Here is an 11,633-nt window from a genome sequence, read left to right on the forward strand (position 1 = left end):
CCGCACCCGCAGCGCGCGGGTGCGGGCCGTCGTCGGGACGTCCGGGGATCGGGCCGGAGCCTCAGAGGCCCTGGCCGGTGGGCGAGACGAGGATCTTCACGGCCGTCTCGTTGTGGTGGATGAGGGTCTCGAAGCCCTGGTCGACCAGGTCGTCGAGGCCGATCTTGCCGGTGATGAACGGCGCGAGGTCCACGGCGCCGTCCTCGACCATGCGGATGGTGTCCGCGTGGTCGTTCGCGTACGCGATGGTGCCGCGCAGGTCGATCTCCTTCATCACCAGCTTGTGCAGGGCCACGGCGGGCTCGTGGCCCCAGATGGACTCGTTGACGATCACCCCGCCGGGACGCACCGCGTCCAGCAGCATGTCCAGCACCACGTCCACCGAGGTGCACTCGAAGCCCACGTCCGCGCCCTGGCCGTCGTGCAGCTCGCGGATCTTCGCGGGCACGTCCACCTCGCGGGGGTCGAATGCCTCGTCTACCACGCCGGCCTCGAGCACCTTCCGGCGGCGCAGCTCGGAGAGCTCGGAGACGTACACCGTCAGGCCCTTGCCCTTGAGCACGGCCGCGGTGAGCGCGCCGATGGGGCCGGCGCCGCCGATCAGCGCCACGCCCGACGTCGGAGGGCCGGCCCGCACCCACGCGTGGTGGGCCACGGAGAGCGGCTCGATGAGCGCGGCCTGGTCGAGGGGCACGGAGTCGGCCACCGGGTGGACCCAGCGGCGCTGCACCGCGATCTGCTCGGCCAGTCCGCCGCCGTCGCCGCCCAGGCCGATGAAGTTCATGTCCGGCGCGAGGTTGTAGTCCGGTCGGTCCCGGTCCTCCTCGCGCACGATGTACGGCTCCACGACGACCTTCTGGCCGACCTCGAGGTCCGTGACGCCCTCGCCCAGGGCGGCGACGGTGCCAGACATCTCGTGGCCGAGCGTGACGGGGGCGTCGTCACCGGAGATCGGGTGCGGGTGTCCGGCCGGCGGGATGAAGATCGGGCCCTCGAGGTACTCGTGCAGGTCCGTGCCGCAGATGCCGCACCACGCGACGTCCACGAGGACCTGCCCCGGACCGGCCGTGGGCGAGTCGATCTCCTCGATGCGGATGTCCTTCTTGCCGTGCCAACGGGCGGCGCGCATGGTCATGCTGGTCGACCTCCTGGGTGGGGATGGAGTCTGGTGCCGGACCGGAGCGCGGGGGCGCCTGCCCGGTGCTTCGAGCATCCCACCGGGCCGGTCTCCCGGGCCAGGCCCGAGGCCCCTGCGGGGGCTTGAACGACGACGCCGGCCCGCGCCTCACTGCGGAGGTGCGGGCCGGCGTCGTGGTGGCCCGGGCGGCGGGGCCGCGCCGCGGGACTCAGTCCTCCTGGGCGGCCTTGACCTGCTCGGCGCGCCAGCGGATCCCGGCATCCACGAAATCGTCGATGTGGCCGTCGAACACGGAGGAGGGGTTGCCCTCTTCGTGGCCTGTGCGCAGGTCCTTGACCATCTGGTACGGGTTCAGCACGTAGGAGCGCATCTGATCGCCCCAGGACGCCTTGACGTCGCCGGCCATCTCCTTCTTCTTCGCGTCCTCCTCGGCCTTGCGCAGCAGCAGCAGACGGGACTGGAGCACGCGCAGGGCGGCGGCACGGTTCTGGATCTGCGACTTCTCGTTCTGCATGGACACGACGATGCCGGTGGGCAGGTGCGTCATGCGGACGGCGGAGTCCGTGGTGTTCACGGACTGGCCGCCGGGGCCCGAGGAGCGGAACACGTCCACCTTGATGTCGGACTCGGGGATCTCGATGGAGTCGTCCGATTCGATCAGCGGCACCACCTCGACCGCCGCGAAGGACGTCTGGCGGCGGCCCTGGTTGTCGAAGGGGCTGATGCGCACGAGGCGGTGCGTGCCGGCCTCCACGGAGAGGGTGCCGAACGCGAAGGGCGCGTTGACCTCGAAGGTGACGGACTTCAGGCCGGCCTCCTCCGCGTAGGAGGTGTCCATGACCTTGGTGGACCAGCCGCGCTGCTCGGCCCAGCGCAGGTACATGCGCATGAGGGTCTCGGCGAAGTCGGCCGCGTCCACGCCGCCGGCGCCCGCGCGGATGGTCACGACGGCGTCGCGCTGGTCGTACTCACCGCTGAGCAGCGTGACGACCTCGAGTTCCTCCAGGGCCTTGCGGATGGAGGTCAGCTCCTGGTTCGCGTCGTCGAGGAGGGAGGGCTCGTCCTCCTCCGCGGCGAGCTCGACCATGGTCTCCAGGTCCTCGATGCGGCTCTCCAGGGAGGTGATGCGCTTGAGGTCAGTCTGACGGTGGGAGAGCTTGGAGGTGACCTTCTGGGCCTCCTCCGGGTCGTCCCAGAGGTCCGGTGCGGAGGCCTGCTGCTCCAGTTCGGCGATGTCCGCCTTGATGCGGTCGAGGTCCGAGACCTGCTCGATGGAGGCCAGGGTGTGGCGCAGGGAGTCGATCTCCGCGGAGAAGTCAGTGTCAGCCATGATTCGGCCAGCCTACCGCGTGGGGTGGACGCCGGTCGCGGCCGGTGACGACGAGTCCTCCCGGGCCGAGACCCGCGCGACGTCCAGGAACAGCGGTGCGGTGGGGAGCAGGTGGGGTTCGGGAAGGTGGGTCGCCGGAGGGCCGCCGGCCCACCGTCCCCGTCTGGTCAGCGGAGGCGCAGCCGCTGGCCCGGGTGGATCTCGGTGGTCAACGTGGCGCCGTTCAGGCTGAGCAGCTGGGCGACCGGGACGCCCGTGGCGCGGGACACCGCGTACCAGCCCTGGCCGGGGAGCACGGTGTAGGTGGCCGGCGTCGTCGTGGTGGAGGTGGTGGGCAGCAGCAGGGTCTGGCCGATGCGGATCACGTACGGGTCGGAGATCTTGTTGAGGGTGGCCAGCGCCTGCCAGCCGCCGGTAACCCCGTAGCGGATGGCGATGAGGCTCAGGGTGTCGCCGGCCTGGACCGTGACGGTCCGGGGTGTCGTGGACCGCAGCACCGGCGCGGTGTCCACGGCGAGGCGGACCAGACGCGCGTAAACGCTCGCACCCTGCCCGCGGGGGTGGATGCGGTCCTCGCGGAAGTCCGTCACGTAGGCCGAGGCTCGCTTCCAGTCCGCCACCACCACGCGGCTGGGGTAGGTGGCGGCGAGGTTGCGCATCGCCGTGTTGGTGGACGTCTCCCAGGCGACCGGGCCGGAGGCCGTGACCAGCACGAGTGTGCGTCCGGTCCCGACGAGGTTCATCGCCTGGCGGACCTGGGTGGCCGTGGCACCGCCGTCGTTCACGCCGAGGCCGAGCACGACGACGTCACCGAGGCGGCCGGCCTGCTTGAGCTCGGCCAGGCGTGTCAGGCCCTGGGCGAAGGTGCGGCCCTCGCGGGCGTCGATGGTCAGGCCCGGCATTTCGAGGTTCATCAGGGACGCCGCGCCGAGGGCGATGGAGTCGCCGATCACGGTCACCCGGCGACCGGCCGAGGAGGGGGCCATCGGCCCGGAGTAGGGGGTGCCGGTGCGCGAGGTGGCCGGCAGGTGCTTCGAAACGGCCGGAAGGACGAGGGGTTGGCCGGCGCGGATCGCGGTGCTGGTCGTGGCGCCGTTGGCACGGAGCAGGTCCGCGAGTTCGACGCCCACGCGTGGGGCGATGTACGCCCACGTGTCCCCAGACTGGGCCAGGTAGGTGCCCGGCGCGAGCCCTGTGGTCGCGGTGGTGGTCGTCGTCCCGGAGGTGGAGGTGACCGCCGGGGCGGCCGGGGCCGCGGAGACCAGGGCGGCGACGACGAGGACGGAGGCGCCGAGGCGCGTGCCGAGGATGGAGCGGTTCATGCGGGGCTTTCAGGCGGGGAGGACGGGCTTCCGCCGGACTGACCACTCGAGACGTGCGTCACACCGGATGCGGTCAGATCAGTGTACGGCGCGCGGGACGTCTCGACGCGTTGCCCGCTTCGGAGGGGCACACATGATCGGTCGGCGGCGGGCGCGCGGTCAGCGGTGGGAAGCCTGGGTGGCCACGGTCGCGTGCCAGCGGCGGATCGCCGCCGCGACGGCCTCGGGCTCCGTGACGTGCGGCCAGTGGCCCGTGCTGACATCGACGACGGTGGCGTGCTGCGTGACCGCGTCCAGGTCCCGTTGGTGGACGTCCCGGGTGCTGCGCACGTATAGCGTCGGGACGGTGATGCCGGCCCAGAGGGCACGGGTGTCCGCGGCGAGGACGGCGGCCCAGAGCTCGCGCATCGGATGGTCCGGCGTGGCGTCCAGGTCGGTCAGGATCCGCTCGCGCCACGGCTCCGGGACGAGGAGGTCCCGCGCGAGCGAGGCGCGGAGCACGCTCCGCCAGTCCGGGCGGGCGGCGAGGCGGGCCTTGGCCGCCCGGGCGGCCAGGGCGGTGTCCGTCACCGGGACGTTCGAGTAGATGACCACGAGGGCGCGGGGCCGCACCAGCCCGTCGGCGACGGCGCGCAGCGCGATGACCCCGCCCGTGCTGTGGCCGATCAGCAGCCCCGGCACGGGGCCGGCCTGCGCCGCCCAGGTGCGGGCGGCGTCGAGGACGGGGTCCGCATCGGTCGCCGGCCGTGCGGCCCGGGGGCGGCCCTGACCGCCGGCGTCCGTGCCCGGGTGGCCGGGCAGGGCGGGCGAGGCGGCGAGGTCGGCCACGGCGCCGAGGGCGTCAGCAAGGGGCTCGAAGTGGGCGGGCCGGCCACCGATGCCGTGGAGGAAGCGGATCACCGGGCCAGGCTAGTGCGACTGCTGCCCGTCGCCTCGAGGGGGACCGACAGGGGCAGTGTCCCCGCGAACGGGCCGGTCATGGCGAACAGATCGGCCCGGGCGTCGAGGGTGACGACGACGGTGGTGCCGTCGTCGGCCACGCGGGCGTTCATCCCGCCGAGCCCGGGCACGGCCTCCTGGGCACCGACGGCCGCGAGGTGTGCGCTGGCGGAGGCGGCGACGTCGTCGTCGGCGAGCACGACGCCCGGGTCCTCCCCCAGCCGGAAGCCGAGCTCCTCTGCCCCGGCGATGGCAGCCGAGTCCGCGAGCGACTGCAGGCGGCGGTGCTGCAACTGCACGGTGGTGACCGCGAGCATGACCAGCATGAGGGCCACGAGCACGGCGCACAGGCCGACGGTGAGGACGGTGGTCTGCCCGTCGTCGTGACCCAGGCGAGCGGTGAGGCGGCGGCGCATCAGAACCTCGGCACAGTCTGCCGGGCGTCGGAACCCACCGTCACGGGGGTCAGCGACCACGCTGCCGGCGTGAGAGGGACGGGCACCCCCACGTCCACCCGCACGGCGACGACCTCGCCCGGTTCGAGCGTGCCACAGCCGCCCTGATCGCAGCCGACGGTCAGGTCGTACTGGCCGGCGCCCACGCCGTAGTCGGCCAGCGTGAGCTCGACGGTGGCGTGGGCGGCGCCTGCGCTGGGGTGATCAGCCTCGGCGACCACGGCCTTGACGGCCTGGTCAGCGGCGGCGACCGAGGCGAACGCCGCGGCCTGGACCTGGGAGACGTAGATCATCAGGTACACCACGGGGATCAACAGGACGAGGGTGAGGCCCAGGAATTCGACCGTGGCCGCTCCCCGCTCGTCGCGGACGTCATTGACGGAACGCATGACCGCTCACCTCCACGGGGATCGGGCCCGGCAGGAACCCCAGGCCGGGCAGCGAGCTCGAGACCGTGACGCGCAGGACCGGGACCCCGTCCTGGCTGGTGAGCTCCGCGGCGACGTCGGCCCCGGACTGGCCGGGCACGCCGGCCGAGAGCAGCTCCCGAGCCCGCTGGACGCCGTCCTCGGGGCTCCGGTCCGCGAGCGCCCCGTACCGGGCGCCGGCGGAGGCGGCGTCGATCATCACGTTGCGCGTGTGGATCACGACGCCGGCCTGGAGCAGCGCCGCGAAGAGCAGGACGACCAGGGTCATCACCATGGTGGACTCGGCCACCGCGGCGCCCCGGTCGTCCCGCCAGCGGACACCCGTGTGGCCGCCACGGGGCGCCTGCGCGCCGTGGGCAGCACCCCGGGGCATGCTCAGCCGCCCTGGGACACCTGGGAGATGGCCTGGTTGAACAGTCCCTGGAGCGCCGGCAGGGCGAGGGCCAGCAGGCCGGCCACGAGCACGGCGGACATGAGGGTGATCATCACCCAGCCGGGGACGTCGCCGCGCTCGTCGCGGACGTCGTCGTGGATGAGGGCGCGCAGGGCGGCCAGGACGGTGATGGCGTGGTGGTGGAGCATGGTCCCCTCCTCGGGTGGCCGGCCGCCCGTGCGGCCGGAGTGGATGGTGATCGTGGGTGGATGGATGGACTATTCAGTTGTGGGTCTTCAGAACCCCAGGCGCATCAGGGAGATGCCGGGGAAGACGGCGAAGATCACCGTGAGCGGGAGGATGCCGAACACGAGGGGCACCATCATCTGTATCTCCTTCCGGCCGGCGGCCTCCATGAGCTCGCGGCGACCCATCTCACGCACGTCCTGGGCCTGCGCGCGCAGGACGTCGGCGAGGGGCGTGCCGCGGTCGAGCGCGATGAGCACGCCCCCGATGAACCGTTCGACGGGGGCCAGCTGCACGCGCCGTCCCATGGCCTTGAGCGCCGCGGACAGCGACGCCCCGGCACGCATGTCGGCGAGCGTGGTGCGGAACTCGCCGGCCAGCTCCCCGCGCGCCGTCCCCGCGATGCGTTCGAGCGCTCCGGCGGCGCTCTCCCCCGCGCCCACCGAGAGCGCGAACAGCTCGGCCACGGACGGGAACTCGGAGAGGATGGCCTCGCGCCGCCGTCGCACCCGCAGGGAGAGCAGCTGCTCCCGGAGCAGGAACCCGGCCATGCCGCCGGCGATCACGAGGGCGACCCCCGTGATCACCGGCACGCGGCCCGTGACGGTGAGGCTGAGCGCGAGGACGGCCGCCACGGCGGCCCCCGCGGCTCCGCTCAGGACCTGCTGGGCACGGAAGTCCGTCGACGTGACCGCGAGCCCCGCGGCGGCCAGCTTGCGGTCGAGCGCCACCCCGCCCGGGGAGATGCGCTGGACCCAGCCGACTCCGGCCTGCACCACGGGATCGAGGATGCGTCCCCACGCTCCCCAGGGTGAGGCGCCCGCACGTTCCTCCTCGAGGAGGCGGGAGGCCGGGATGTGGTGGCGCAGCTGCGGTTCGACCCGTTGCTCGAGGCTGGGGCGCCAGCCCACCGGCTGGGTGACCAGGATGAGGAGCAGTCCCGCCCCGAGGGTGAGGCCCAGGAGCGCGGCCCAGATCAGCGCGGACGTCATGCGAACACCCGCTTCTCCCGGGGCAGCGCGCCGATGCGGAGCATGACGCGGTAGCAGACGACGGAGGCCACCATGCCGGCGAGGAGCACGGTCCCGCCGGCGGCGGACCGGTAGGCCGCGACCGCGGCGGGCTGGGTCCCCAGCAGCAGGAGCACGAGCCACGGGGCGCACACCGCCAACCGGGCCGCGTTCACGGTCCACGACTGCCGGGCCTCGAGCTCGGCGCGGATGCGGGCGTCCTGCCGGAGGAACTCGGAGAGGGTCTGCAGCAGACGGCCGATGTCGGCGCCGCCGACCTCGCGGGTCAGGCGCAGCGAGACCACCAGGCGGTCCGCGACGGGGTCGGCCATCCGGGCCTTGAGCCGGTCCAGTGCGTCCACGAAGCGGGCTCCGGCCCGGTAGTCCCGGGCGAACTGCTGGAACGGCTCGCGCAGCCCCTCCGGCCCGGTCTCCCCGAGCTGGATGAGCGCCTCCGGGAGAGTCAGGCCCGCGCGGATGGCCGACCGGGCGTGGTCGATCGCGTCCGGCCACAGCTCGCGCAGTGCCGTGGACCGCCGGCGGGCCTGCCAGGACAACAGCAGCCAGGGCACGGCCGCGCCGAAGACGGCGAAGCACGCGGCGATGGTCCACGTACTGGTCAGCGACAGGACGAGCAGCCCGACCACGAGACCGCCGACGGCCATGGCGGACACGACGCCGGCCGGGCTGAGACGCTGGATGCCGGACTGGGCGATCAGCACACGCAGGCGCGAGTCGGGGCGGGCGGCCCCGGGTTTCTCCGTGGGAGGGGACCAGAGGGACCACCACAGCAGGAACAGGCCGCAGCCGAGCGCGAGCCCCAGCAGCGCGGCCATCAGCGCAGCCCCACCAGCTCGTGGACGTCCACGCCGCGACGGGCGAGCGCCTCGAACTCCAGGTTCGCACCCTCGTTGAGGCGCAGGTCGCCCTCGGCGTCACGCTGGAAGAGCGCCGACGTCTCGATGACCCCGCCCTCCACCCGTGAGCCGACGGTGAGGATCTCCCGCACCCGCCGGCGGCCCTGACGGTCGCGCTCGCAGTGCACGACGACGTCGATGCACGTGGCGACCGTCGGGACGACGAAGTCCCGGGAGATGTTCTCCCCGGCCAGCAGCGGCAGCGTGCAGAGCTTCGTGAGCGCGTCCGCGGCCGAGTTCGCGTGGATCGTGCACATGCCGGCCAGGCCGGAGTTCAGCGCCACGAGCATGTCCAGTGCCTCGGCCTCGCGCACCTCGCCGACGATCAGGCGGTCCGGGCGCATCCGCAGCGCCTCCTTGACGAGGCGGCGCAGCGGGATCTCGCCGTGGCCCTCCAGGTTCGGCTGGCGGCACTGCAGCCCGACGACGTCGCGCACCGGGATCTGCAGCTCGAAGATCTCCTCCACGGTGATCACCCGCTCCCGCGGGCCGATGGCCGAAGCCAGGCAGTTGAGCAGGGTGGTCTTGCCCGCCTGGGTAGGGCCAGCTGAGAAACACCAACGTTCACGGCTAGGCTGAGCTCCATGCCCCACCGCGCCGTCATCTACGCCCGTATCTCCGTGACCAAAGAGGAGTCCGTCTCGGTCGATCGTCAGGTCGAGTCCGCCCGGCAGTACGCCGCCTCACGCGGCTGGGAGGTCGTCGAGGTGTTCACCGACGACGGTGTGAGCGCCACGCACAACAGCCCTCAGGCCCGGTCAGGGTGGACCGCGTTGCTGAGCTACGACCGCCCCCACGAGTACGTCATCGTCTGGAAGATTGACCGTGTGGCCCGACGCATCCGGGACTTCTGGGACGCCGTCACGGACCTGCAGGACCGAGGCCGAGCGCTTGTCTCAATCGGCGACAACCTGGACATGTCCTCGACGGTGGGGCAGATCGTGGCGGGGGTGCTGGCGGGTTTCGCACAGTTGGAGGCCGAGGCCATCAGTGACCGCGTGACCGCCGCCCGTCGGCACCTGCTCCAGAACGGGCGGCTCCCGGGTGGGACGGTGCCCTACGGCTGGCGCGCGTTGCCCAACCCTGACGGGGCCGGATACGTCCTCGCCCAGGATCCTGAGCGCGTCGAGTACGTGCGGGGGGCCGCTGACCGGGTCAGGGGTGGGGCCACCCTCTACTCCGTCGTGCAGTGGCTGGATGAGGTAGGTGCCCCGCTCCCCCGCGCCTCGCAGTCCCGCCGCAAGAGCACCGGGTGGGCCTACACGACCGTCGAGCGGCTGCTGAGGAATCCGGTGCTGGCCGGCATGGTCCCCTACAACCCCGGCAACTCCTCCAAGGAGCGCGGCTCAGACGTCCTCCGAGACGAGAACGGCCTCCCCGTGGTGGACCCCGCTGTGGCCGTCATGACGCCGACTGAGTGGCGGGCGATGGTAGCGGCACTCGACAACAACGACTCCCCCCGCGCCAAGCCCCACGCCCTCCGCTCGAAGACCTCGGCGCTGCTCTCGGGCCTGGTGTGGTGCGGAGTGTGCGACGCCCGCATGCACCGGGGCACCACCCAGGGCCGCGAGTCGTACTCCTGCCCCCGCTGCCACCAGACCATCAGCCGCATCCAGGACTACGTAGTCGAACAGTTCCTCTGGGCCAAGGGCGAGCACGTCCGCTGGACCCCGGTCAGGGAGGTCTACGAGAGCGGGGCGGCAGTGCTTCCCGAGATCGAGGCGCGGCTGGATGAGCTCGATGCCGCGATCCGTGACGCCCCTGACCGGGCCGCTCGACGCCGCCTCCAGCAGAAGCAGGACGCCCTGCTGGACCTGCGTGACCAGAAGCGTGCTGAGGCTCCCAGAACGGAGCTCCGGTACGAAGATGCGGGGTTCTTCGCTGAGGCGTGGGCCGAGGCCGAAGGCGTCGAGGCTCAGCGGGCCGTGCTGGACGACGCCCTGGAGCGCATCACCGTACGGCGAGGGCGCACCGGGCGCGGCCTCGACACCTCCCGCCTGACGTTCAGCTGGCGGCACCCGGATCAGGTGGGTCCTCTGCCTGAGCCGTCGCAGGAGGAGCTGGCGCGTTGGGCTGAGGGCTGACCCGGTCAGGGGAATCTGCACGGCTTCGAGGTGTAATTCCCGTTACCAGATTAAATTCCTCCGAGCCAGCTTCCAACAGGTCCCCGGCACTGGAGGCCAGCCAGAGGCCGCCCTCCGCATCCGTGAACATCAGCCACACCTGCGGGAACAGGGCGTGACCGTCCGGGACTAGCGTTTCGTCCGCCTCCCCCGCCCGGATAGCGCCGAAGGACCGGATTTGCTTCATGCGGGCGTCGTACAGCGAGGGGCGGACGAGCGGCCCAGCCGTACCGTTATGGACGGTGATCTTGGCGCACCGAACGTGTTCCCCTCCGTACGGTCCATTGGTTGGCTCGAAACGCACGCCCTCGCCAACGTCAATCGCTAGGCCGAGGACCCTGGAACGGCGTTCCCGTTCAGCCCGTTCCCGTTCCCGCTCCTCTGCCGCTCGTGCTCGGTCTCGCTCCCTCTGCAGCTGCCATAGGGCCGCCACCAGCGTGCCCACCGTACCCACCGCTGCCAGCCAATCGGGCGCGGTCCCCCAGTCCACTGTGCCCCACCAGTCCGCCACGGCCCGCACCGCCTCCTTGTCCGCCTCAGCCCAGTCCATGCGGCACAGCGTAGACACCCCTGACCCGGTCAGGGGCCTCCACATCCTTCTCCGTCCCTCTCCCGCGAGCGCGGGCCCCGGGTACGCCCGCGTCCCCTTCGAGGCTGAACGTCCCGGAGAAGGGAAGAGAGGGACGGAGAGGGAGTGTCAGGCTGCAGCGGTCATCTGCTCGGCCTGGGCCAGCACGCGGTCGATGGTCGAGGATCGCCAGACGGCCCCGCCTCGGGCAGTCGGCACGCCCTCCTCGGTCAGGGTGCGGGCGATGTGGGAGACGCGGACGCCCTCAGCACGCATGCGGAGGATGCGCTCGCGGACCTCCTCCGGGATCTCGTTGGGGCGACCGAACCGGACGCCCTCGGCCTTCCGCTGAGCCATGCCCTCCCGGGTGCGCTGGCTGATCAGCTCCCGCTCGTACTGCGCGGCGGAAGCAAGCACGTTCGCTGTGAAGCGGCCCGCCGGGTCAGCGGTGTCGATGTTGGGCGACAGGAGGACCAGCTCCCAGCCTCGACGCTGGCAGCGGTCGAGCAGCCCGGCGAAGTCGGCGACCGACCGGCTGACCCGGTCGAGCCTGACGGCCAGCAGCACGTCCGCCTCCCCTCGGTCGAGCCGGGCCAGGGCGGACTGCAGGCCGGGACGTTTCAGGGACTTGCCGGACAGGCCCGCGTCCGCCACCACCTCGACGTCCCAGCCTCGGCGCTCAGCCTCAGCCGCGAGCGCGGCACGCTGGGCGTCGAGGGAGGCTCCGTGCTCGGCCTGGTCCTCGGTCGAGACGCGGATGTAAGCGAGGGCTAGGGGGCGGGTG

12 protein-coding genes and 1 pseudogene are annotated in these 11,633 nt (G+C 72.2%); 1 reads left to right on the plus strand and 12 read right to left on the minus strand.

Annotation, left to right across the window (positions count from 1 at the left end; translation table 11 throughout):
• Positions 1-61: 61 nt before the first annotated feature.
• The 11 genes and pseudogenes from J1M37_RS01995 to J1M37_RS02045 all read right to left on the minus strand — a co-directional run.
• Complete coding sequence (locus J1M37_RS01995; RefSeq protein WP_206452059.1) at positions 62-1,129, minus strand: 2,3-butanediol dehydrogenase; 1,068 nt, start codon at positions 1,127-1,129, stop codon at positions 62-64.
• Between the two features lie 217 nt (positions 1,130-1,346).
• Positions 1,347-2,468, minus strand: coding sequence for a peptide chain release factor 2 (gene prfB, locus J1M37_RS02000; protein WP_144826078.1), 1,122 nt, complete (start codon positions 2,466-2,468; stop codon positions 1,347-1,349).
• Positions 2,469-2,635: 167 nt separating this feature from the next.
• The gene (locus tag J1M37_RS02005) at positions 2,636-3,790 is read right to left on the minus strand and encodes a LysM peptidoglycan-binding domain-containing protein (RefSeq protein ID WP_129866797.1); all 1,155 of its coding nucleotides are present in this window, start codon (positions 3,788-3,790) and stop codon (positions 2,636-2,638) included.
• 159 nt (positions 3,791-3,949) lie between these two features.
• Entirely contained in the window at positions 3,950-4,690 is a 741-nt protein-coding gene (locus J1M37_RS02010; protein ID WP_036381772.1) for an alpha/beta fold hydrolase, read from the minus strand.
• On the minus strand, positions 4,687-5,145 hold the full coding sequence (locus J1M37_RS02015; protein ID WP_129866796.1) for a pilus assembly protein TadG-related protein: 459 nt from the start codon (positions 5,143-5,145) through the stop codon (positions 4,687-4,689). Before J1M37_RS02015 ends, J1M37_RS02010 begins: the two co-directional genes overlap by 4 nt.
• Entirely contained in the window at positions 5,145-5,573 is a 429-nt protein-coding gene (locus J1M37_RS02020; protein WP_036313982.1) for a hypothetical protein, read from the minus strand. The genes J1M37_RS02015 and J1M37_RS02020 overlap by 1 nt, the downstream gene beginning before the upstream one ends.
• Positions 5,557-5,985 carry a TadE/TadG family type IV pilus assembly protein gene (locus J1M37_RS02025; RefSeq protein WP_036381779.1) on the minus strand — a complete coding sequence of 143 codons (429 nt, stop codon included), beginning with the start codon at positions 5,983-5,985 and terminating at the stop codon, positions 5,557-5,559. The genes J1M37_RS02020 and J1M37_RS02025 overlap by 17 nt, the downstream gene beginning before the upstream one ends.
• A gap of 2 nt (positions 5,986-5,987) precedes the next feature.
• Positions 5,988-6,194: a hypothetical protein gene (locus J1M37_RS02030; RefSeq protein WP_010079078.1), complete on the minus strand. Its 207-nt coding sequence runs from the start codon at positions 6,192-6,194 to the stop codon at positions 5,988-5,990.
• An 87-nt stretch (positions 6,195-6,281) separates the two neighbouring features.
• Positions 6,282-7,223: a type II secretion system F family protein gene (locus J1M37_RS02035; protein WP_041104286.1), complete on the minus strand. Its 942-nt coding sequence runs from the start codon at positions 7,221-7,223 to the stop codon at positions 6,282-6,284.
• Positions 7,220-8,077, minus strand: a complete 858-nt coding sequence (locus tag J1M37_RS02040) for a type II secretion system F family protein (RefSeq protein ID WP_206452015.1) — start codon at positions 8,075-8,077, stop codon at positions 7,220-7,222. The genes J1M37_RS02035 and J1M37_RS02040 overlap by 4 nt, the downstream gene beginning before the upstream one ends.
• Positions 8,077-8,706, minus strand: a pseudogene (locus J1M37_RS02045) (ATPase, T2SS/T4P/T4SS family); the annotation flags it as partial. The pseudogene J1M37_RS02045 and the gene J1M37_RS02040, both read right to left, overlap by 1 nt.
• 36 nt (positions 8,707-8,742) lie before the next feature.
• Between J1M37_RS02045 and J1M37_RS02050 the strand changes: the two are divergent.
• Positions 8,743-10,242: a recombinase family protein gene (locus J1M37_RS02050; RefSeq protein ID WP_206452016.1), complete on the plus strand. Its 1,500-nt coding sequence runs from the start codon at positions 8,743-8,745 to the stop codon at positions 10,240-10,242.
• Between the two features lie 736 nt (positions 10,243-10,978).
• On the opposite strand, the gene J1M37_RS02055 is transcribed toward J1M37_RS02050, so the two are convergent.
• Positions 10,979-11,633, minus strand: a 655-nt coding sequence (locus tag J1M37_RS02055; protein WP_206452017.1) for a recombinase family protein, incomplete at its 5' end; no start/stop codon positions are given.

This window comes from Micrococcus sp. KRD012, assembly GCF_017168555.1.
In the GTDB taxonomy this organism is placed as follows: Bacteria; Actinomycetota; Actinomycetes; order Actinomycetales; family Micrococcaceae; genus Micrococcus; species Micrococcus luteus.

What these genes read in the sequence shown, in the direction of transcription:
- J1M37_RS01995 (WP_206452059.1), bottom strand. Translation starts at nt 1,129, where the DNA reads ATGCGCGCCGCCCGTTGGCACGGCAAGAAGGACATCCGCATCGAGGAG.
- prfB (WP_144826078.1), bottom strand. Translation starts at nt 2,468, where the DNA reads ATGGCTGACACTGACTTCTCCGCGGAGATCGACTCCCTGCGCCACACC.
- J1M37_RS02005 (WP_129866797.1), bottom strand. Translation starts at nt 3,790, where the DNA reads ATGAACCGCTCCATCCTCGGCACGCGCCTCGGCGCCTCCGTCCTCGTC.
- J1M37_RS02015 (WP_129866796.1), bottom strand. Translation starts at nt 5,145, where the DNA reads ATGCGCCGCCGCCTCACCGCTCGCCTGGGTCACGACGACGGGCAGACC.
- J1M37_RS02020 (WP_036313982.1), bottom strand. Translation starts at nt 5,573, where the DNA reads ATGCGTTCCGTCAATGACGTCCGCGACGAGCGGGGAGCGGCCACGGTC.
- J1M37_RS02025 (WP_036381779.1), bottom strand. Translation starts at nt 5,985, where the DNA reads ATGCCCCGGGGTGCTGCCCACGGCGCGCAGGCGCCCCGTGGCGGCCAC.
- J1M37_RS02030 (WP_010079078.1), bottom strand. Translation starts at nt 6,194, where the DNA reads ATGCTCCACCACCACGCCATCACCGTCCTGGCCGCCCTGCGCGCCCTC.
- J1M37_RS02035 (WP_041104286.1), bottom strand. Translation starts at nt 7,223, where the DNA reads ATGACGTCCGCGCTGATCTGGGCCGCGCTCCTGGGCCTCACCCTCGGG.
- J1M37_RS02040 (WP_206452015.1), bottom strand. Translation starts at nt 8,077, where the DNA reads ATGGCCGCGCTGCTGGGGCTCGCGCTCGGCTGCGGCCTGTTCCTGCTG.
- J1M37_RS02050 (WP_206452016.1), top strand. Translation starts at nt 8,743, where the DNA reads ATGCCCCACCGCGCCGTCATCTACGCCCGTATCTCCGTGACCAAAGAG.